This is a genomic window from Nevskia sp. (genome assembly GCF_051860985.1).
Lineage (GTDB): Bacteria > Pseudomonadota > Gammaproteobacteria > Nevskiales > Nevskiaceae > Nevskia.
The window spans coordinates 363,234-381,450 of the sequence record NZ_JBIMKV010000001.1; the positions used below are offsets into that span (position 1 = coordinate 363,234).

The following is an 18,217-nucleotide window of genomic DNA, read 5'->3' on the forward strand; positions in this document are numbered from 1 at the left end:
CCCCGCCGTCGCCGCTCATCGGCGCAGGCGGGACGATCGGCCGGGACGGTGCAGCGCCGCGGCGTGGGACCAGGCGATCAACTCCCGGAGGTAGTCGTCGGCGACCGCGCCGACATCGACGATGGTGAGCCAGTGGAATCGGGACAGGTACCGGGCCGGCTTGAAGCCCGGCACGTCGGTCAGTGCCAGAAAGCGTTCCGGCGTGGTGCGAATGCTGAACCGCCACTGCTCCGGCTCGCTGGTCTTGAAGTAGGCGAATTTCCGGCCGCCTGCGTAGTACACGAGCACGTTGCTGGGCGGCCCGTAGCGCTTCGACGAGGCACCGGAACTTGCGCTGCACAGCGCTTCGACAGCTGCGACATCCACGTCCTGCCTCCTCCGCCGCAGCTCAGCGACCGCTGTCGGCTTGCCGCGCGGCGTCGAGCAGATCGATCAGCCCGGCGAGCGCGGCGTCGACGGTGCAGCGGCGCACGGCATCGCGATCGCCCTCGAACTGGAAGCGGCTCGACGCGCTGGCGCTGCCGACGCCGGACCAGCCGATGAACACGGTGCCGACCGGCTTGCCGGGCACCTCGCCGGTCGGGCCGGCGATGCCGCTGACCGACACCGTCCACTGCACCGGCGCGCGGGCGCGCAGGCCGTCGGCCATCGCGATCACGGTCGGGCCGCTGACCGCGCCGTGGCGGGCGATCGTCGTCTCCGGTACGCCGAGCAGTTCTGCCTTCGCCTCGTTGGAATAGCTGACGATGCCGCGCTCGAACCAGGCCGAGCTGCCGGCCAGGTCGGTCAGCACCTTGGCGATCAGGCCGCCGGTGCAGGATTCGGCCGTCGCCATGCGTTGCCGGCGGGCGATCAGCCGCGCCGCGATCTGCTGGGCCAGCGCCTGCAGCGCCGCGTCGTCGGGAAGTGTGGGGTTCATGTGCGGAAGATCGCTTCGGCCATCGCGTCGGCGATGACGCCGGTGGGCTGCCGTTCGGTGCGCGCGCGTTCGAAGATCGCCGTCAGCGTGTCGCCGATGCGCGCCAGATGCGCCTCGACGGCGGACGCGTCGTAGCCGATGCGCTCGTGGTGGATGTCGATGATGCCGCCGGCGTTGATCACGTAGTCCGGCGCGTACAGCAGGCCGTGGTCGAGCAGCCGCTGGCCGTCGGCCGGCGTCGCCAGCTGGTTGTTGGCGGCGCCGGCGATGACCGGCGCGCGAATCTGCGGGATCGACTGCGCATTCAGCACCGCGCCGAGCGCACAGGGGGCGAAGACATCGACCTCCAGCGCATGGATGGCGTCCATCGCCACTGCCGTGGCACCGAATTCGGATACCGCGCGGGCCACCGACGGCGCATGCAGGTCAGTGACCCACAGCTGCGCGCCGGCCTCGTGCAGATGGCGCGCCAGCCGGTAGCCGACATTGCCGACGCCCTGGATCGCGACCCTCAGCCCGCGCAGGTCGCGGCGACCGAGCGCGAAACGGACCGCCGCCGCGATGCCGATGAAAGTGCCGAGCGCGGTTGATGGGCTCGGATCGCCGGTGCGGCCGGCAGCGATCGAGGCGGCGTCGGCCAGACCGCCGACATGGCGGGTGTGTTCGGCCATCAGGCGGATGTCGGCGACGCCGGTGCCGGAATCCTCGGCCACCACGTAGGCGCCGCCGAGACTGTCGACGAAACGGCCCATCGCCCGGATCAGCGCCGGCGTCTTGTCGCGGCGCGGGTCGCCCAGGATCACCGACTTGCCGCCGCCCTGCGGCAGCCCGGCCAGCGCGGCCTTGTAGCTCATGCCGCGACTCAGGCGCAGCACGTCGGTCAGCGCCTCGGCGTCGCCGGCGTACGGAAACATCCGGCAGCCGCCGAGGCCGCAGCCCAGCCGGGTGCTGTGGACGGCAATGATCGCCCGCAGGCCGGAGGCGGCGTCGTGATGAAAGACCACGCGCTCGTGGCCATCGAACTCGGAATGCGAAAACACGGACATGGTATCTGGCCGCAACGGAATGGCGCGAGTCTACCGGGCGCGCCCCGTCGGGGCCGGCACGGCCGGGCGCCACCGCCCGGCCCGACGGCAGTCTTCTTGCTTCACAATCGGGTCACCCTCTTCGGAACCGCCGACCGCCTCATGGCTATCCACGCCGTCCTGCATCACGAAACGACCTACCAGTACGACCGCCGGGTCAGTTTGTCGCCGCAGATCATCCGCCTGCGCCCGGCGCCGCATGGCCGGACGCCGGTGCTGTCCTATTCGATCAAGGTGGAGCCGGAAGGGCATTTCCTGAACTGGCAGCAGGACGCCTTCGCCAACTGGCAGGCGCGCGTGGTGTTCCCGGAGAAGGTCACCGAGTTCAAGGTGACGGTCGACCTGGTCGCCGACATGTCGATCTACAACCCGTTCGACTTCTTCATCGAGGACAAGGCCGAGTATTTCCCGTTCACCTATGCGGATGATCTGAAGGAAGACCTGAAGCCCTACCTGAAGCACGGCTCGGCGACGCCGAGGCTGGCGATGTTCATCAAGGGGCTGCCGAAGGAGAAGATGCGCACCATCGACTTCGTCGTCGACCTGAACCGCCGCGTGCAGGAAGCGGTGCGCTACCTGATCCGGCTGGAACCCGGCGTGCAGACGCCGGAAGACACGCTGACCCTGGCCTCCGGCTCCTGCCGCGATTCCGGCTGGCTGCTGGTGCAGATCTTCCGCCAGCTGGGGCTGGCCGCCCGTTTCGTGTCCGGCTACCTGATCCAGCTGACGCCGGACGTGAAATCGCTGGACGGGCCGTCCGGCACCGACCACGACTTCACCGACCTGCACGCCTGGTGCGAGGTCTATCTGCCGGGCGCCGGCTGGGTCGGCCTTGATCCAACCTCCGGCCTGCTGACCGGCGAGGGCCACATCCCGCTGTGTGCTACCCCGGAGCCGTCGAGCGCCGCACCGATCACCGGCACCCTGAGCTTCGAGGGCAAGGGCGATCTCGACACCGAGTTCGGCCACCAGATGATCGTCACCCGGCTGTACGAATCGCCGCGGGTGACCAAGCCTTACACCGAGGAGCAGTGGCGGGCCATCGACACGCTGGGTCTGGCGGTCGACGCCCGGCTCAAGGCCGGCGATGTCCGCCTGACGATGGGCGGCGAGCCGACCTTCATCTCCATCGACGACATGCAGGGCGCGGAGTGGAACATCGCCGCCGTTGGCCCGACCAAGCAGGGACTGGCCAACACCCTGATCCGCCGCCTGCGCGACCGCTTCGCGCCGAATGGCCTGCTGACCTACGGCCAGGGCAAGTGGTACCCGGGCGAGTCGCTGCCACGCTGGGCCTATGCGCTGTACTGGCGCGGCGACGGCAAGCCGATCGTCCGCACCGATCTCGCCGACGGCCATACGGCGCCGACCATCGAGGCGGCTGGCGAGCTGATCCGCGGCATCGCCCAGCGGCTGGAAGTGAGCCCGGAAAACGCCGTGCCCGGCTACGAGGACGCCTTCTACTACCTGCACCGCGAGCGGCAGCTGCCGGACAACGTGCTGCCCGAGGACAACAAGCTCAAGGACCCGGAAGAACGGGCCCGCATCGCCCGGGTCTTCGAACGCGGGCTGGACCGGCCGCGCGGCTACGCGCTGCCGGTGCAGCGCTGGCAGTCGCGGGCCTGGATCTCCGAGCGCTGGAGCTTCCGCCAGAAGCGCATGTTCCTGATCCCCGGCGATTCGCCGATCGGCTTCCGGCTGCCGCTCGATGCGCTGCCGTGGCTGCCGCCGTCGCGCTATCCGACGCTGATTCCCTACGACCCGATGGCGGTCGACATCCGCAGCGCGCAGCCGCTGCCGAGCTTCGACGGCCAGCGCCAGCCGTTCCTGCAGTCCTCCGGCGACGCGCCGCGCGAATCGCGCGAGTCGGAAATCGCCGCCCGGCTGCGCGAACGCCGCCAGCGGCTGACCGCCGAGCGCGACCAGCCGGAACCGGTGCGCCGGGGCGCCTATCTGGAAGGCGGCAACGTGCGCACCGCGCTGACCGTCGAGCCGCGTGAAGGGCATCTGTGCGTGTTCCTGCCGCCGACCGAATCGATGGAGGACTATCTCGAACTGATCGCCGCCGTCGAGGACGCTGCCGCCGAACTCGACACGCCGGTGCGCATCGAGGGCTATTCGCCGCCGGCCGACCACCGCATCAACGTGCTGAAGGTCACCCCGGACCCGGGCGTCATCGAAGTCAACATCCACCCTTCGCATTCCTGGGAAGAGCTGCGCGAAACCACGCTCACGGTCTACGAGGAAGCGCGGCAGGCGCGGCTCGCCACCGAGAAATTCCTGATCGATGGCCGCGCGGTCGGCACCGGTGGTGGCAACCATTTCGTCGTGGGCGGCGCCACCCCGGCCGATTCGCCGTTCCTGCGCCGCCCGGATGTGCTCGGCTCGCTGATCCGCTACTGGCAGAACCATCCGTCCCTGAGCTATTTCTTTTCCGGCCTGTTCATCGGGTCCACCAGCCAGCATCCGCGCATCGACGAAGCGCAGGACAACGCGCTGTACGAGCTGGAAATCGCGCTCAGCCAGCTGCCGAAGCAGGGCTACACGGTGCCGCTGTGGATGGTCGACCGCACCCTGCGCAACCTGCTGGTCGATCTCACCGGCAACACGCACCGCACCGAGATCTCGATCGACAAGCTGTACTCGCCGGACGGTCCCACCGGCCGCCTGGGGCTGGTCGAGTTCCGCGCCTTCGAGATGCCGCCGCATGCGCGCATGAGCCTGACCCAGCAGCTGCTGCTGCGGTCCTTGATCGCCTGGTTCTGGGAGCAGCCCTACGAGCGACCGCTGGTGCGCTGGGGCACGCAGCTGCATGACCAGTTCATGCTGCCGCACTACGTCTGGCAGGACCTCGGCGAAGTGGTGGCCGATCTCAATCGCGCCAACTTCCCGTTCCAGCTCGACTGGTTCGCGCCGCACTTCGAATTCCGCTTCCCGCGTCACGGCGCAATCCGCCACGGCGGCGTCGAAGTCGAGATCCGCCACGCGCTGGAACCCTGGCCGGTGCTCGGCGAGGAAAACGCCGTCGGCGGCACCGCGCGCTATGTCGACTCGTCGATGGAGCGGCTGCAGGTGCGGGTCACCGGGTTGACCGAAGGCCGCCATTTCGTCACCGCCGGCGGTCGTCGCCTGCCGCTGAAGAACACCGGCGTGAAGGGCGAATACGTGGCTGGCCTGCGCTACCGCGCCTGGCATCCGCCGTCGGCGCTGCACCCGTCGATCGGCGTCCACACGCCGCTGGTGTTCGATCTCTACGACACCTGGAACAAGCGCGCGGTGGCTGGCTGCACCTACCACGTCGCCCATCCGGCCGGCCGCAACTACGACACCTTCCCGGTCAACGCCTACGAGGCCGAAGCGCGCTTCCTAAGCCGCTTCGTGCCGTTCGGCCACACGCCGAACAGCTACTGGCCGGCCGAGGAAAAGACCAACCCGGACTACCCGCACACGCTCGACCTGCGGCGGCCGATCGGCCTCTGAGGCCCCGGCCGCGCCGGCTGCAGCGCTGCCGGCCGATCATGGCGGGGCCGGCGCCGGCAGCGCGCGATTACACTGCGCGCATGCCGCTTTCTCCTTCCCGCCTGCCCGACCGCCCGGCCGCCGGCCGGTTACGCCGCGTGATCGACCTGCTGCTGCCGGCGCCGCTGGCGATCAGCGGCCGGGAGCGGGCGCGGATCGTCGCCGGGGCCTTGCTGGGCGTCGGCCTCGCTGCCGGCCTGTGCCAGTGGCTGGCCGCCCGCTTCGGGATCGATGGCGCCTGGATGGTCGCCTCGCTCGGCGCCTCGGCGGTGCTGGTGTTCGCCGCCCCCGCCGGCCCGATGGCCCAGCCCTGGGCGGTGGTGGCCGGCAACACGCTGTCGGCGCTGGTCGGCATCGCCTGCATGCAGTTGATCGACGCGCCGGTCTTCGTGGTCGCCGCCGCAGCCGCCAGCCTGTCGATCGCGGCGATGTTCAGCCTGCGCTGCCTGCATCCACCCGGCGGCGCGGTGGCACTGACCACGGTGCTGCTCGGCGTCGGCGATGCCCGCTTCGCGCTGTTCCCGGTCGCCGCCAACAGCCTGCTGCTGGTGCTGGCCGGCGTCGCGTTCCACCACCTCAGCGGGCGCCGCTATCCGCATGGCCAGCGGCCGGCCGCGCCGCCGCAGGCGACGGTCGGCGAAGTGCCGTCGCGCTTCAGCTCGGCGGATTTCGACCAGGCGCTGGCCCGCTATAACGAGGTGCTCGATGTCAGCCGCGACGACCTGGAAAACCTGCTGCGCCAGACCGAGCTGAACGCCTACCAGCGCCTGTTCGGCGGGCTGCGCTGCGCCGACGTGATGAGCCGCGAGCCGGTCACCGTGCCGTTCGGCGAAAGCCTGGAAGCGGCCTGGACCCTGATGCGCAGCCGCCGGATCAAGGCGTTGCCGGTGGTCGATCGCGGCGGCCGGATCGCCGGCATCGTCACCCAGGCCGATTTCCTGCGCCACGCCAATCTCGACAGCCGCGACGGCCTCGGCGAGCGGGTGCGCGGCCTGGTTCGCGGCAGCGGCACCCTGGCCTCGTCGAAGCCGGAAGTGGTCGGCCAGATCATGACCCGCCGGGTCCGCGTGGCCCGCGATGACCGGCCGGTGGTCGACCTGCTGGCGGCGTTCTCCGAGGACGATCACCACCACCTGCCGGTCGTCGACGGCGACGGCAGGCTGGTCGGCATCCTGACCCAGTCGGATTTCGTGCGGGCGCTGGCGCGGGTCGTGGAGCCGGAGCGCGCGCCGGCCTAGCGCCGGCCCGGCGCGGGCTTCAGGCGCTTACTTCTTCAGCAGCGACTTCAGATCGGCGAACGGGTTGCCGGTCGACACCTTGTCCTTGGCGTTGCCGACGGCGGTCTTGTCGATGTAGCGCTGGTGCTCGTTGTCGTGGCAGTACAGGCACAGCAGTTCCCAGTTGCTGCCGTCGGACGGGTTGTCGTCGTGGTTGTGGTTGCGGTGATGGACGGTCAGCTCGCGCAGATTGGCGCGGTCGAACGTCCGGGCGCAGCGGCCACAGACCCAGGGATACAGCTTCAGCGCCTGCTCGCGATAGCCGAGTTCGCGCTGTTCGGCGTTGCGCCGGGTATCGATGATGATCTGGTCGAGTTTCGACCGGTCCGGTGTCTTGTTCGTGCTCATGGACGGCAGTCTACGCAATGAAAAAGGCCGCCACGACGGGCGGCCTTCTTGGGCGATCGAAGCGGCGACGCTTCAGCGCATCATCCGCTTCATGTTCGAGGTCACCAGCGGCTGGTAGGCCGAGCCGAGCATGCGCACGACCACGTCCATGGTCTTGGCATCCGGGCCGACGACGACGCGGCGCGCGTTCTTCTCGACCGCCTTCAGGATCGTCCGCGCCGCCTTGTTGGCGGTGGTGATGTTGAGCAGCTTGTCGAACTTGTCACGCGCGGTTTCAGCACTGACGCCCATCAGCTTTTCGACACCGTCGCCGATGCGGGCATTGGCGTTGATCGCGGTGCGGATGCCGCCCGGATGCACGCAAGTAGCCGACACGCCGCAGTTCATCAGGTCAAGCTCGATGCGCAGGGACTCGGTATAGCCGCGGACCGCGAACTTGGTGGCTGAATAGGCGCCGGTGCCCGGTGTGCCGATCAGGCCGAACAGGCTCGAGGTGTTGATGATGTGGCCGTCGCCGCTGGCCTTCAGATACGGCAGGAACGCCTGGCTGCCGTAGACGACACCCCAGAAGTTGATGCCGACGATCCACTCGAAGTCCTTCTGGCTGATCGTTTCCAGCGGCGAGTTCAGCGCCACGCCGGCATTGTTGAAGATCAGGTTGACGCCGCCGTGATCCTTGGCGGTCTGCTCAGCCCAGGCATAGACGGCGTCGCGGTTCGACACGTCGAGCTTGCTCGTGGTGACCTTGGCGCCCTTCTCGCGGGCCAGCGCCGCGGTTTCCTCGAGGCCCTTCAGGTTGACGTCCGACAGGCTCAGGGCGCAGCCGCGCGACGCCAGTTCGACCGCTAGTTCGCGGCCCATGCCCGAGGCCGCACCGGTGATCGCGGCGACCTTGTTCGCAAATGATTTCATCGTCTTTCTCGTTGTTCTGGTGGAGTGAGGATTCAGGCAGCAACCGCTTCGGCAGCGGTTTCCAACTGGTACTGATCGGCCTTGAAGCGGCGCGTCTTGCCACGGTAGACGAAGGTGAAGCCCGGCCAAAGTGTCGTGTTCTTGCCATTGGCGTCGACGTACCAGCTCTTGCAGCCGGAGGTCCAGACGGTCTTGGTCAGCTTGCCCTGAATCCCCTTGTTGAAGCTCACCTGGGCGTCCGGCTTGACGTCGACCGCGCGCAGCTGGCGCGCCTTCATCGTCTTCAGCGCATCCATCACGTAGGCGACCTGCGACTCGATCATGAAGACCATCGAGTTGTGGCCGAGGCCGGTATTCGGGCCGACCAGCATGAAGAAGTTCGGGAAGCCGGCGACCGACAGGCCGAGGTACGCCTCCGGGCCGTCCTTCCAGGCGTCGAGCAGATCGACACCGCCCTTGCCGAACACGGTGCCGCGCGGCATCGGGTCCTGGGCCTTGAAGCCGGTGCCATAGATGATCGCGTCAACCTTGCGCTCCACCCCATTGGCATCGACGATCGAATTCGCCCGTACTTCGGCGATCGAATCGGTGATCACCTCGACGTTGTCCTGCGCCAGCGCCGGGTAGTAGTCGTTGGAGATCAGGATGCGCTTGCAGCCGATCGTGTAATCCGGCGTCACCTTGGCGCGCAGCGTCGGGTCGGCGATCTGCTTCTTGATGTGGCTGCGGGCGATGCCCTGCACCAGCGTCATCAGTTTCGGGTTGACCGCGAAGCCCAGCACCCGCGATTCCAGCGCCCAGTAGATCGCCGTGCGGTAGGCGTTCTGCAGCGCCGGGAACCGGCGGTACAGCACCCGCTCGATCTGGCCGATCTCGCGATCCGGCTTCGGCATGATCCACGGCGCGGTGCGCTGGTAGAGGTCGACCCGGCCAGCCAGCTTCTGCAGTTGCGGCACGAACTGGATGGCGCTGGCGCCGGTGCCGATCACGGCGACCTTCTTGCCGGCGAGATCGTAGCTGTGGTCCCAGTGCGCGGAGTGGAAGGCCTTGCCCTTGAACTTCTCCAGACCCTTGACGTTCGGCATCGCCGGGTTCGACAGGCCGCCCATGCCCGACACCAGCACCTGCGCCTTGAAACTGCGGCCGTCGGCGGTGGTCACCGTCCAGCTCGCCGAGGCATCGTCGTAGCGCGCGGTCTGCACATTGGCGCCGAACACGATGTGGCGGCGCAGGTCGTACTTGTCGGCGCACTTTTCGAGATAGGCGCGGATTTCCGGCTGGCGGGCGAACATCCGCGTCCAGTCCGGATTCGGCTCGAAGGAAAACGAATACAGGTGCGACTGCACGTCGCAGGCGCAGCCCGGATAGTGGTTGTCGCGCCAGGTGCCGCCGACATCGCTGCCGCGCTCCAGGATCTGGAAATCCTCGATGCCCGCCTCGCGCAGCTTGATCGCCATGCCAAGACCGGCGAAGCCGCTGCCGATGATCAGGACCTGCTTCGCTTCAACCGGTTTGCCCGCGTCGTACGCCATCGTCGTGTTCCCCTCTTGTTTGACAATGCACGTTGTCAATCTAAACTTTGACATCGATTGATGTCAATATCCGAACATGAAGAAAAACACGCCGCCTCCCGATAACGCGCCGGCAGCGCCCGCCACCCGCGCGGTATCGCGCCTCAAGGGCATGCCGATGGCGGCGCGTGTCGCCCAGCGCCGCGCGCTGCTGCTCGAAGCGGCCCTGGTGGCCTTCGGCACGCGGGGCTACCACGCGGTGACGGTGCGCGAGATCTGCACTGGCGCCCGGCTGACCGAGCGCTATTTCTACGAGTCGTTCAAGAGCCTCGAAGCCTTGTTCAGCGCCCTGTACCTGATGCTCAACGAGCAGCTGAAAGGCGCGACCTTGGCGGCGCTGATGGCGGCGCAGATCAAGACGGCGGCCAGCCCGGATCGCGAACGGATCGATGCGCTGGCCGGTGCCGGCCTGCGGGTGCTGCTGGAGTTCATCCGCGACGATCCGCGCCGCGCGCGGGTGATGCTGATCGACGCAATAAGCATCAGCCACGGGGTCGGCGAACTGGCCGGGCAGATCACCCGCGAATATGCGGAACTGACGCGGCGCTTCATCGAGCAGCTGTTTCCCGGCGCCGAGACGCGCGGCATCGACATCGGCGTGATCGCCACCGGCCTGCTCGGCGCCAACATCCACATCGCCACCCAATGGGTGCGCGATGGCTTCCGGCCGTCATTCGACGTGGTGCTGCGCAACAACCTGGCGATCTATCAGGCGCTGAGCGCGTTCTGGCCGAAATTCCAGCCACCCGACACTGCCGCCAGCGCAAGGCCGCCGGCATAGGCCGCAAACCGGCCCAGCAGCATCGGCACCGGCAGGTCCACCGCCATCTCGCGTGTCGCCGCGCGCAGGCTGGCCAGCATCACCGCGAGGCTGGCGTGCACCGGCCAGTGCTGCCAGAGCTGTTCGGGCCCGACGAGTCCGTTCCACAGGCAGGCGGAGGCCGCCACCAGCAAGCTGCTGGCCGCCAGCCGTTCGAGTCGCGCGGAAGCGTCGTGGTCACCCGACCAGCACCAGGCGAGCGCCATCAGCGCCAGTGGCGCATCGGCGACAGCCAGCGCGCCGCCGCTCATGGCAGCACCGAGGACGGTTCAGCGGGCGGTGCGACCGCTGCCCGCGCCAGCAAGACTGCCAGCGGAATGGTCGTGGCCTTGTCGGCGGTGGCGACAGCAGCGGGCGGCCGCGTCGTGCGCGTTGCGCAGGACGGCTTCGGGCACTTCGGGCAACGGCCGCACATCAGCGCTTCACCGACCACAGCAGGCCGCCATCAAGCGGCATCTGCAAGGCCTGGAGCTGGCCGCCGTCAGCGCAGTATCGGTCGATCGCCGCTGCCAGCAGCGGCCGGCGCCGGAAACGCGGGATCACCAGCGAGCCGCCCGCTCGCAGCCGGGGCAGCAGCCGTTCGACCAGTTCGCTGGCGTCGTCGTCGAAACCGCCCAGCAATACGACGAGGTCGATGGGCACGTCGATGGTCGCCAGCACCCGGGCGGGCGCATCACAGCGGATGTCGACATAGCGCGACACCCCGGCACGGCGCAGCACGTCGCGCGCCTGCCGGGCGGCCGCCGGATCGCGCTCGAAGCCGATCAGCGCGCGATCGCTGCGGCTGCCAGGCACGGCGCGCAGCGCCTCGGCCAGCCAGACGGCAGCGGCGCCATCGGCCGTGCCCAGCGTCACCACCAGCTGCGCCCGCGTGGCATAGACCAGCTGCTGCAACCAGCCGCCGGACGCCGCCGGCAAGTCCGCCGGCCCGTCTGTCGAGCCGGGCCAGCGCCAGCCGTGCAGCCAGCGCAGGCCGACCGGACGGGATCGCTCGGCGCGATAACAGGCATCCAGCCAGGCCCGGGAGCGCGAGGGGCCGGCCTCCAGACCGGCGCGGGACATCACGGCAGGGGCATGATCGGCGGGGCTCATCGGCATGCGGTCTCCATCGGCTGAAATGCGCTTCGAAAAGCGTTCCGGCTGGCTGGCGCTGACGGCATGGCTGCGGTGCGTTCAGCGATTTAATGATAATGATTCTTATTTGTAAACCCCCAGCCGACGAAACTTCCACGCGCCTTCAGGCGTCATTCAGCCAGCGGCCCGCAGGCTTGCGGCTCTTGGAGGATTTCCGTCATGTCGACTTCATCCCGCCTGTTTCTCCCCGGTCTGGTCTCGGCCCTTCTGCTTGCGGCCTGCGCGTCGCCGCAGTCGCGGATCGAGCGCAATCCCGACACCTTCCAGTCGCTCAATGCCGAACAGCAGGCGCTGGTCAAGGAAGGCAAGGTCGCGATCGGCTTCAGCGAAGCGGCCGTCAAGCTGGCGCTGGGGCAGCCGCAGCGGGTGAGTCAGCGGACCGATGAGAAGGGACGATCGACGGTCTGGCGCTACATCGACTACGACGGCGGCTCGGTCGGCAGCATCGGCGGCTTCTACGGTCCCGGCTATTACCCGGGCTTCGTCGGCTACGGCGCCTTCGGCCGGCCGGTCGGTTTCTACGGACCCGGCGTGACCACGATCTACACCGGCAACAGCGTCGAACGCGAGCGGCTGCGCGTGGTGTTCGTCAACGGCAAGGTCACCGCCATCGAAGAAGAAGTGAAGTAAGCGGGAGCAAGGGCGCTCCCCAACCTTTGGCGAGCGCGGCCATCCGGACAGCTGGGCGATAATCGCAGACGCGATTTCCTCGTCCACCTTGGAGTGCCCGATGTCCTCATCCCGCGATCACGCATCCGTGGTCATCGTTTCCGTTGCCCGCACGCCGATGGGCGGCCTGCTGGGCGATCTGTCGCCGCTGTCGGGTGCCCAGCTGGGCGCGATTGCCGTGAAGGCGGCCGTGGAGCGCGCCGGCATCGCGCCGGCGGATGTCGACGAGGCGATCCTCGGCTGCTGCCTGATCGCCGGCCAGGGACAGGCACCGGCACGGCAGGCAGTTCGCGGCGCGGGGTTGCCCGATGCCGTCGGCGCCACCCAGATCTCGAAAATGTGCGGATCGGGCCTGAAGGCCGTGATGCTGGCCCATGACCTGATCAAGGCCGGCACCAACACGACCATGGTCGCCGGCGGTTTCGAGTCGATGACCAACGCCCCTCACCTGTTGCCGAAGGGCCGCAGCGGCATCCGCTACGGCGCAGCTACCATCTACGACCACATGGCGATGGATGGCCTGGAAGACGCCTACGAGCGCGGCAAGTCGATGGGCCAGTTCGCCGAAACCTGCGCCAGCCACTACGACTTTACGCGCGAGGCGCAGGACGCTTTCGCGGTCGCCTCGCTGGCACGCGCCAAGCAGGCCAACGAAGACGGCACCTTCGATTTCGAGATCACGCCCGTGGAACTGCCGGGCAAGAACGGCCCGGTCGTCATCCGCCACGATGAACAGCCGGCCAAGGGGCGGCCGGACAAGATTCCGACGCTGAAGGCCGCCTTCGCCAAAGACGGCACCATCACCGCCGCCACCTCGTCGAGCATTTCCGACGGCGCCGCCGCCGTGGTGGTGATGTCGGAAGCCGAAAGCGCACGTCGTGGCCTGAAACCGCTGGCCCGCATCCTCGGCCACGCGTCGCACGCGCGCCTGCCCGGCGAGTTCGCGATCGCGCCGGTGTTCGCCATCCAGGCCCTGCTCGACAAGCTGTCGTGGAAGGCCGCCGACGTCGACCTCTGGGAAATCAACGAGGCCTTCGCCGTCGTCACCATGGCGGCAATGAAAGACCACGGCCTGCCGCACGACAAGGTCAACATCCACGGCGGCGCCTGCGCGCTCGGCCATCCGATCGGCGCCAGCGGCGCGCGCATTCTCGCCACGCTGATCGGTGCGCTCCGGAAAACCGGTGGCAAGCGCGGCATCGCCAGCCTGTGCATCGGCGGCGGCGAAGCTGTGGCCGTGGCGATCGAGATGATCTGACACCGCCACCTGCAGACCGTTTCGGATACCAGGCCGGGGATCGCGATCCCCGGCCTTTTTTTGCGTCGTCGTTCCGTCGCCATCGCCGCCTACGTACAGGGCATTACGCCGACGATCGGCCCCGGCTTCCATCCGGCAGGCCGTGCGCTGCCGGCGACAGGGCCGTCGTTCCTCAGGCCTTCAAGGCGGGCCGAAACACTTGGGTCAAAACTGCGCCAGCCACTGCGGCGAGCCGCCAGCATTGTGCAAATGCACAATCACGGACCTATTCATCTCTTTGTTTTAATTGATCTAATTTGCAAACCGGGAAGGCTGCCCAGGGTGGCACGGCTGTTGCTCCCTTGGCGGCAGGTTCGGTTATTGAGGGCAACACGGCAGTCGTCTCGTGGAGCGATTCAAGCTGCACCCGTTCACTGCCCCCTGTCTGCAGTGGAGTCAAAAAAAGATGCGCCGGATGTTTCAGCCGCTGTGCAGTCCGAGTGTGATCGAACAGATACAACCGTAATTTTCTTAATGCGGAGGAGAAACAAGATGAATTTCCGTTACAAGGCCAATCTGGCTGCGGTCGCTTTTGCGCTCGTCGCGGCCCCCGGCATGTCGCATGCCGCTGCCGACCTCGACAAGGCCCTCGCCAACCCGGAAAACTGGGCGGCGCAGGCAGGCGACGAATACAACCAGCGCTACAGCAAACTCGCCCAGATCACCGACAAGAACGTCAACAAGCTGCAGGTCGCCTGGACCTTCTCAACCGGCGTGCTGCGCGGCCATGAAGGCTCGCCGCTAGTCATCGACGGCACCATGTACCTGCATTCGCCGTTCCCGAACAAGGTGTTCGCGATCGATCTCGAAACCCAGAAGATCATCTGGAAGTACGAGCCGAAGCAGGACCCGGCAGTGATTCCGCAGATGTGCTGCGACACCGTCAACCGCGGCCTCGCTTTCGGCGACGGCAAGATCCTGTTGCAGCAGGCCGACTCCAACCTGATTGCGCTCGACGCCAAGACCGGCAAGCTGGTGTGGTCGGTGAAGAACGGCGATCCGAAGCTCGGTGCCGTCAACACCAACGCTCCGCATGTCTTCAAGGACAAGGTCATCACCGGCATCTCCGGCGGCGAATGGGGCGTGCGCGGCTTCCTGGCTGCCTACAACCTGAAGGACGGCACGCCCGCCTGGAAAGGCTACAGCGTCGGTCCGGATGCCGAAATGCTGATCGATCCGGCCAAGACGACCACCTGGACAGACGGCAAGGTCACTCCTGTGGGCAAGGACTCCAGCCTCAAGACCTGGAAGGGCGACCAGTGGAAGATCGGTGGCGGCACCACCTGGGGCTGGTACAGCTACGACCGCGCCCTGAACGCCGTGTTCTACGGCACCGGCAATCCGTCGACCTGGAACCCGTCGCAGCGCCCGGGCGACAACAAGTGGTCGATGTCGATCTGGTCGCGCAACCTCGATACCGGCAAGGTCAACTGGGTGTACCAGATGACGCCGTTCGACGAATGGGATTTCGACGGCATCAATGAAATGATCCTGGCCGACATCCCGGTCAAGGGAAAGCCGACCAAGGCACTGGTCCACTTCGACCGCAACGGCTTCGGCTACACGCTGGACCGCACCAACGGCGCGCTGCTGGTGGCTGAGAAGTACGATCCGGTCGTCAACTGGGCGACCCACGTCGACATGAAGTCGGGCCGGCCGCAGGTCGTCTCCAAGTACTCCACCGCGCAGAACGGTCCGGACGTCAACACCAAGGGCGTCTGCCCGGCGGCGTTGGGCTCGAAGGACCAGCAGCCGGCGGCGTTCAATCCGAAGACCGGCCTGTTCTACATCCCGACCAACCACGTCTGCATGGACTACGAGCCGTTCGCCGTCGACTACACCGCCGGCCAGCCGTACGTCGGCGCGACGCTGTCGATGTTCCCGGCGCCGAACAGCCATGGCGGCATGGGCAATTTCACGGTCTGGGATGCCGGTGCGGGCAAGATCGTCTGGTCGAAGCCGGAGAAGTTCTCGGTCTGGTCGGGTGCGCTGACCACCGCGGGTGACGTGCTGTTCTACGGCACGCTGGAAGGCTATCTGAAGGCGGTCAGCCTCAAGGACGGCAAGGAGCTTTGGAAGTTCAAGACCCCGTCCGGCATCATCGGCAACGTCTTCACCTACCAGCACAAGGGCAAGCAGTACGTCGGCGTGTTCTCGGGTATCGGCGGCTGGGCCGGCATCGGCATGGCGGCAGGTCTCGAAAAGGATACCGACGGCCTCGGTGCGGTCGGCGGTTATCGCGAACTGAACCAGTACACCGAGCTGGGCGGTTCGCTGACGGTGTTCGCGCTGGGCGACTGATCGCCAGCGCGGGTAGATGCAAGTGGCGCTGCCGATAACCTCGGCGGCGCCATTTTTTTGCGCGGTTGCCGCTCATTCGCCAGCGTCTTGCCCTTTCGTACCTTCCCACGCAGCCGGCAAGCCGATGACCGTTCTTGCCACCTCCGGGCCCGTCAACGGAAAGCGCCCCAGACCCGATGCCTGCACACCCATGACCATCGCGCGCGCCGCATTGCGGCTCCTGCTGTTGACGCTGGCAAGCCTGGCTACGGCGGCCGCCGAAGAGCTGGACAGGGCGCGGTTCAATCCAATCCTCGCCAGCATCGTCAAGGTCGAAGCCGTGACCGAAGCCGGCAGCTACTCGCTCGGCAGTGCAGTCGCCGTGGCGCCAGGGCGCTTCGTCACCAGTTGTCACGTCACCGCGAAAGCCGAGTCGGTTGCCCTGCTCTACCAGGGCTTGCGTTGGCCGGTGCGTGGACAGCGCGCCAACACCGGACGCGATCTCTGCCTGCTCGATGTGCCCCGTCTGGCATCGGTCGCCGTCGCGCCACGCTCAAGCGCCCGCGACCTTGAGGTAGGAGATCCGGTGGCCGCTGCCGGCTACACGTTCGGCACCGGCCTTTCGACCCAGGTCGGCACGATCCGCGCCCTGCACCCGATTGACGGCGGCTTGGTGCTGCAGAGCGCCACCTATTTCAACTCCGGCGCCAGCGGCGGCGGATTGTTCACGATGGACGGTCGTCTGGTCGGCATCCTGACGTTTCGCCTGAAGGGCGCGGAGGCCTACTACTTCTCGATTCCGGCGGACTGGATCGACAGCGCGCTGGCCGGCGACGACGACTACCGTCCGATTGCGCCGCTGCCCGCCGACGCGCAGCCGTTCTGGTCGCAGCCGGTCGATCGGCTGCCTTACTTCATGCGGGCAGCCGTGCTCGAAGCCCGCCGGCAATGGGCCGATCTGGCCCAGCTTGCGCAGACCTGGGCAGCCGCCGAACCCGGGAACGCCGAATCCTGGTTTGTCGGCGGTGACGCGCTGAGCCAGATGGACCGCTACGCGGACGCCGTGCCGTCGTTCCGCAAGGCGCTTGAGCTCAATCCCCGGCTGGCCGTGGCCTGGTTGAAGCTCGGTATCGCGGAACGAAAGCTGCGCCATTTCGACGAGGTCCAGGACATTGCCCGGCGGCTCGATGCGCTTGCTCCCGAACTGGCAGCCGAACTGCGCGCCGGCGATCGTGACGGCACCCCCTGACTCCACCTCATTCCCTCACCCACTTCTTCAGGAGATTCCATGGTCAGCCAATGGATGCGCGCGCTGGTCTCGATCACCGCCGTCGTCACGGTCGTGCTGCCGCCCGCGATGGCAGCCGATGGCGACGACATCTCGGTCGCCGAGCAGCGGATCTTTCTTGACAACCATCTGCAGAACATTCGGGACGCCACCGATCTGCCCTATGTCTTCACCCAGACCGGCAGCGACAGCGACCGTTTCACCGACCAGGTCATCCTGCATGTCGGCGCTGGCAAGCCGGAGGCGCGGGCACTGAAGGTCGATTTCCTCAGCGGCAGCCGCCGGCTGAACCTGTCGAGCATCGAAGGCGGCACCGGCAATCCGGTGATCCTGTACTTCCTGGAAAACGACATCCGCGACCTGCACAACCGCCTCGGCGGTCAGGAAGCCTACTTCCGCAAGCGCATTCGTATGGCGCTGGCGGAAAAGGCAACCGTGCGGCCAGTGCAGCTGCGCTACGCCGGCAAGACGATCGACGGCCATGAAGTGACGATCAGCCCGTACCGTGACGATCCGCTGAAGGATCGTCTCAAGCAGTTCGTGTCGAAGTCCTATGTCTTCACGCTGTCGAGCGCCGTGCCGGGCGGGCTCTACGAATTGAAGACCCATGTCGATGCCGACGGCACTGCACCCGCGCTCGACACGATGCTGACGCTCGAGCGCCGCTGAGTCCTGCCGCGCGCTGACGCAGCAGGTGGGTCAGATAGGAAACAGCGGGCCTGCAAGGCGCGGCAGCCCCGCGTTTTCCCGGCCTCAAGTGGCTGATTTTCAAACATCGGGCAGACCTTCCCGGATGGCACGCGATCTGCAATTCCGCTCATCAGCGGATTGATCCGCGAACGCTCATCCAGCCCCGCTCCTCGCCATGACCATCGCCGCCATCGCCCGACTTGCCGCCGCCGGCCGGCTCCGATTGCGGGGCAGGCGGACGAGCCTGCCATCAGGCGGGTACTGAGATGAGCGACGGGCGTGACCGCGACCGTCGTGCCGGGAACGCGCGGCCAATCGCGCCTGCCGACAAGGCCGACGAGATGCCGATTGCCGCCCGCCGACAGACACGTTGGGATGGCCGCGACAGTCTTGCCGGCAGCGATTGGG

At 67.3% G+C, this 18,217-nt stretch carries 16 protein-coding genes; 8 read left to right on the plus strand and 8 right to left on the minus strand.

Annotation, left to right across the window (positions count from 1 at the left end; genetic code table 11):
* Positions 1 to 15 precede the first annotated feature (15 nt).
* The 3 genes from ACTIGJ_RS01600 to ACTIGJ_RS01610 are packed head-to-tail and all read right to left on the minus strand — an operon-like array spanning position 16 to position 1,965.
* Positions 16 to 366: an MmcQ/YjbR family DNA-binding protein gene (locus ACTIGJ_RS01600; protein WP_439638510.1), complete on the minus strand. Its 351-nt coding sequence runs from the start codon at positions 364 to 366 to the stop codon at positions 16 to 18.
* 22 nt (positions 367 to 388) lie between these two features.
* Positions 389 to 919: a CinA family protein gene (locus ACTIGJ_RS01605; protein WP_439638511.1), complete on the minus strand. Its 531-nt coding sequence runs from the start codon at positions 917 to 919 to the stop codon at positions 389 to 391.
* On the minus strand, positions 916 to 1,965 hold the full coding sequence (locus ACTIGJ_RS01610; protein ID WP_439638512.1) for a Leu/Phe/Val dehydrogenase: 1,050 nt from the start codon (positions 1,963 to 1,965) through the stop codon (positions 916 to 918). The genes ACTIGJ_RS01605 and ACTIGJ_RS01610 overlap by 4 nt, the downstream gene beginning before the upstream one ends.
* A 141-nt stretch (positions 1,966 to 2,106) precedes the next feature.
* Between ACTIGJ_RS01610 and ACTIGJ_RS01615 the strand changes: the two genes are divergently transcribed.
* Positions 2,107 to 5,484: a DUF2126 domain-containing protein gene (locus ACTIGJ_RS01615; RefSeq protein WP_439638513.1), complete on the plus strand. Its 3,378-nt coding sequence runs from the start codon at positions 2,107 to 2,109 to the stop codon at positions 5,482 to 5,484.
* A gap of 80 nt (positions 5,485 to 5,564) precedes the next feature.
* Positions 5,565 to 6,761, plus strand: coding sequence for an HPP family protein (locus ACTIGJ_RS01620; protein ID WP_439638514.1), 1,197 nt, complete (start codon positions 5,565 to 5,567; stop codon positions 6,759 to 6,761).
* Positions 6,762 to 6,788: 27 nt separating this feature from the next.
* On the opposite strand, the gene ACTIGJ_RS01625 is transcribed toward ACTIGJ_RS01620, so the two are convergent.
* The 3 genes from ACTIGJ_RS01625 to ACTIGJ_RS01635 form a co-directional block, all read right to left on the minus strand.
* On the minus strand, positions 6,789 to 7,148 hold the full coding sequence (locus tag ACTIGJ_RS01625) for a YajD family HNH nuclease (RefSeq protein WP_439638515.1): 360 nt from the start codon (positions 7,146 to 7,148) through the stop codon (positions 6,789 to 6,791).
* Between the two features lie 72 nt (positions 7,149 to 7,220).
* The gene (locus ACTIGJ_RS01630) at positions 7,221 to 8,060 is read right to left on the minus strand and encodes an SDR family NAD(P)-dependent oxidoreductase (protein ID WP_439638516.1); all 840 of its coding nucleotides are present in this window, start codon (positions 8,058 to 8,060) and stop codon (positions 7,221 to 7,223) included.
* A gap of 32 nt (positions 8,061 to 8,092) precedes the next feature.
* Entirely contained in the window at positions 8,093 to 9,592 is a 1,500-nt protein-coding gene (locus tag ACTIGJ_RS01635; RefSeq protein ID WP_439638517.1) for a flavin-containing monooxygenase, read from the minus strand.
* Between the two features lie 76 nt (positions 9,593 to 9,668).
* On the opposite strand from ACTIGJ_RS01635, the gene ACTIGJ_RS01640 reads away from it, so the two are divergent.
* Complete coding sequence (locus ACTIGJ_RS01640; protein WP_439638518.1) at positions 9,669 to 10,412, plus strand: TetR/AcrR family transcriptional regulator; 744 nt, start codon at positions 9,669 to 9,671, stop codon at positions 10,410 to 10,412.
* Here the strand turns inward: ACTIGJ_RS01640 and ACTIGJ_RS01645 are convergent.
* On the minus strand, positions 10,340 to 10,702 hold the full coding sequence (locus ACTIGJ_RS01645) for a hypothetical protein (RefSeq protein ID WP_439638519.1): 363 nt from the start codon (positions 10,700 to 10,702) through the stop codon (positions 10,340 to 10,342). The genes ACTIGJ_RS01640 and ACTIGJ_RS01645 overlap by 73 nt on opposite strands.
* A 163-nt stretch (positions 10,703 to 10,865) precedes the next feature.
* Positions 10,866 to 11,543 (minus strand): O-methyltransferase, encoded by a 678-nt coding sequence (locus tag ACTIGJ_RS01650; protein WP_439638520.1) that lies wholly within the window; start codon positions 11,541 to 11,543, stop codon positions 10,866 to 10,868.
* Between the two features lie 201 nt (positions 11,544 to 11,744).
* On the opposite strand from ACTIGJ_RS01650, the gene ACTIGJ_RS01655 reads away from it, so the two are divergent.
* The 5 genes from ACTIGJ_RS01655 to ACTIGJ_RS01675 all read left to right on the plus strand — a co-directional run bounded on the left by ACTIGJ_RS01655 (position 11,745) and on the right by ACTIGJ_RS01675 (position 17,788).
* Entirely contained in the window at positions 11,745 to 12,215 is a 471-nt protein-coding gene (locus ACTIGJ_RS01655) for a hypothetical protein (protein WP_439638521.1), read from the plus strand.
* A 100-nt stretch (positions 12,216 to 12,315) separates the two neighbouring features.
* The gene (locus ACTIGJ_RS01660) at positions 12,316 to 13,512 is read left to right on the plus strand and encodes an acetyl-CoA C-acyltransferase (protein ID WP_439638522.1); all 1,197 of its coding nucleotides are present in this window, start codon (positions 12,316 to 12,318) and stop codon (positions 13,510 to 13,512) included.
* Positions 13,513 to 14,106: 594 nt separating this feature from the next.
* Complete coding sequence (locus tag ACTIGJ_RS01665; RefSeq protein ID WP_439638651.1) at positions 14,107 to 15,852, plus strand: methanol/ethanol family PQQ-dependent dehydrogenase; 1,746 nt, start codon at positions 14,107 to 14,109, stop codon at positions 15,850 to 15,852.
* A gap of 190 nt (positions 15,853 to 16,042) precedes the next feature.
* The gene (locus tag ACTIGJ_RS01670; protein WP_439638523.1) at positions 16,043 to 17,080 is read left to right on the plus strand and encodes a trypsin-like peptidase domain-containing protein; all 1,038 of its coding nucleotides are present in this window, start codon (positions 16,043 to 16,045) and stop codon (positions 17,078 to 17,080) included.
* 39 nt (positions 17,081 to 17,119) lie between these two features.
* Positions 17,120 to 17,788, plus strand: a complete 669-nt coding sequence (locus tag ACTIGJ_RS01675; protein ID WP_439638524.1) for a hypothetical protein — start codon at positions 17,120 to 17,122, stop codon at positions 17,786 to 17,788.
* The last annotated feature ends 429 nt before the right edge of the window (positions 17,789 to 18,217 follow it).